Annotated in this window: 1 protein-coding gene; it reads right to left on the bottom strand. The window is 61.5% G+C overall.

What is annotated here, in order from left to right:
• Nucleotides 1–167: 167 nt before the first annotated feature.
• A complete protein-coding gene (locus tag Q8Q53_RS14175) occupies nucleotides 168–1,562 on the bottom strand; it encodes an ISNCY family transposase (protein ID WP_305702437.1) in 1,395 nt (464 codons plus the stop codon).
• Nucleotides 1,563–1,673 lie beyond the last annotated feature (111 nt).

Below are 1,673 nucleotides of genomic sequence, written 5' to 3'. Positions count from 1 at the left end.
TGTTCCTGCAATTTAGAAAAGACACTATTTCCACCAGATAGAGATGTCACCGTCTGATGCAGCAGGGGCTGCGCGGAACCCTTCGATCTTGTGCAGCGTAGCCCCTGCTGGTGCGCTGGTCTGGCGGTAATGGAGCCGGTGGACCCGCTGCTTTGCAGTGGGCTCCCTCACACCGGCTCGAGCATGCGCTGCGCCGCCTCGATTGGGCTGAGCCGGGGAAGGGGAGGACGGCCCCGCTTGCGCTTCACCGGTTGTTCGTCCGCCTTGGTAGGCGAGGGGAACATGTGCGCCCCCTGCGATCGGCGGCACGGTTCGTTGTTGTTGCGCTTCTTCGGCGGCAACATCTCCTGTATAGCCCTGGCCATCGCCAGTGCGGCATCGAGGTGCTTGTTCTCGACGATCGCCGCCTGATTGACCTGCCGAATCTTGTCGAACACCCGGTAGGGCAAGACTTCGTCACCGTGCCGGATCTCGAGCCGGCCGTCGGGATACTCACACACATCAACCCGTTTGCCTGCCAAGGGGCGGCTGACCTCGGTTGGCTCGAGAATGATCAGCGCCTTGTTATAATGCAGCGTCAACGCCTGGGTCACCGTGCGTTGCTCGCGCCAGACCATCTCGGCCTTGAGATCGTCATGCAGGGCGAGCGGGCGGTGCACATCGCGCGGATCGAACGGCGCCTTCGCGAACCGCTGGTTATGGCGCGCCATATAGCCCGGAAGGAACGCGTTGGCCTCGGCAATGGTCGAGATGCCCTCAAGCCGCATCGCCTTCACCAGTCGGTCCTGCAGCGTCGCGTTGGCGCGCTCGACCCGGCCCTTGGCCTGCGGTGAGTTGGCGCAGATAATCTCAATGTTGAGCGCCTCCAGCGCCCGGCCGAAGTGGGTCATGCCGTCGCCCTTGGCCGAGGCCGTGTTGTTGCGAAACACCGAGTGCTTGTCCGAGTAAATCGCCACCGGCTTGCCGTGCGCCTCGATATACTCCCGCATTGCATCCATATAGGCGAAGGTGTTCTCGCTCTCGACCATACGGAGCTGCATCAACTCGCTGGTCGCATCGTCGATGAACACCAACAGCGTGCATTGTGGCCCGCGATCCTCGAACCACCAATGCTTCGAGCCATCCACCTGAACCAGCTCGCCGCGGCAGTCCCGCCGGTAACGGGGTTGATAAGGCCGTGGACGGCGGGCATCGCGATCCTTCCAGAGACCCGCCTGGATCATGAACTGGCGTAGTGTCTCACAGGCAACCGTGATCCCGTGACGTTCGATCAGGTACTCACGCGCCAAGGTCGGGCCAAAGTCGTGATAATGCTCGCGCACGATCTCAAGGATCTGCTCACGAAACGCATCGCTGTGCCGCCGGTTGCTTGGCCGACCACGCTTTCGGGAAATCAGACCCGCAGCGCCGTCGCTCCGCATTCGTTCCAGCAGGCGGAAAACTTGCCGACGCTTCAATCCAAGCAAGGCGGCCGCATCTTCGACCCGCAGTTCGCCGCGCTCAACGCGCATCAACGTGTCAAAGCGTGAAAGTTCGCCATGGCTCATTGCCAGCACCGTCATAGAAGCGTCCTCCCAACCACCGGGAGAACCATGCCACCGTATTCCGCTGACGACACCCGAGGGTGTCATTTCTATCTAGCAGAGGGGTGTCATTTCTAAATGGGGCTTACA

The organism is Novosphingobium sp. (assembly GCF_030699305.1).
GTDB lineage: Bacteria > Pseudomonadota > Alphaproteobacteria > Sphingomonadales > Sphingomonadaceae > Novosphingobium.
Note: the sequence above shows the minus strand (reverse complement) of the source record. Positions and strands in the feature narration are given on the sequence as shown.

What these genes read in the sequence shown, in the direction of transcription:
- Q8Q53_RS14175 (WP_305702437.1), bottom strand. Translation starts at nt 1,562, where the DNA reads ATGACGGTGCTGGCAATGAGCCATGGCGAACTTTCACGCTTTGACACG.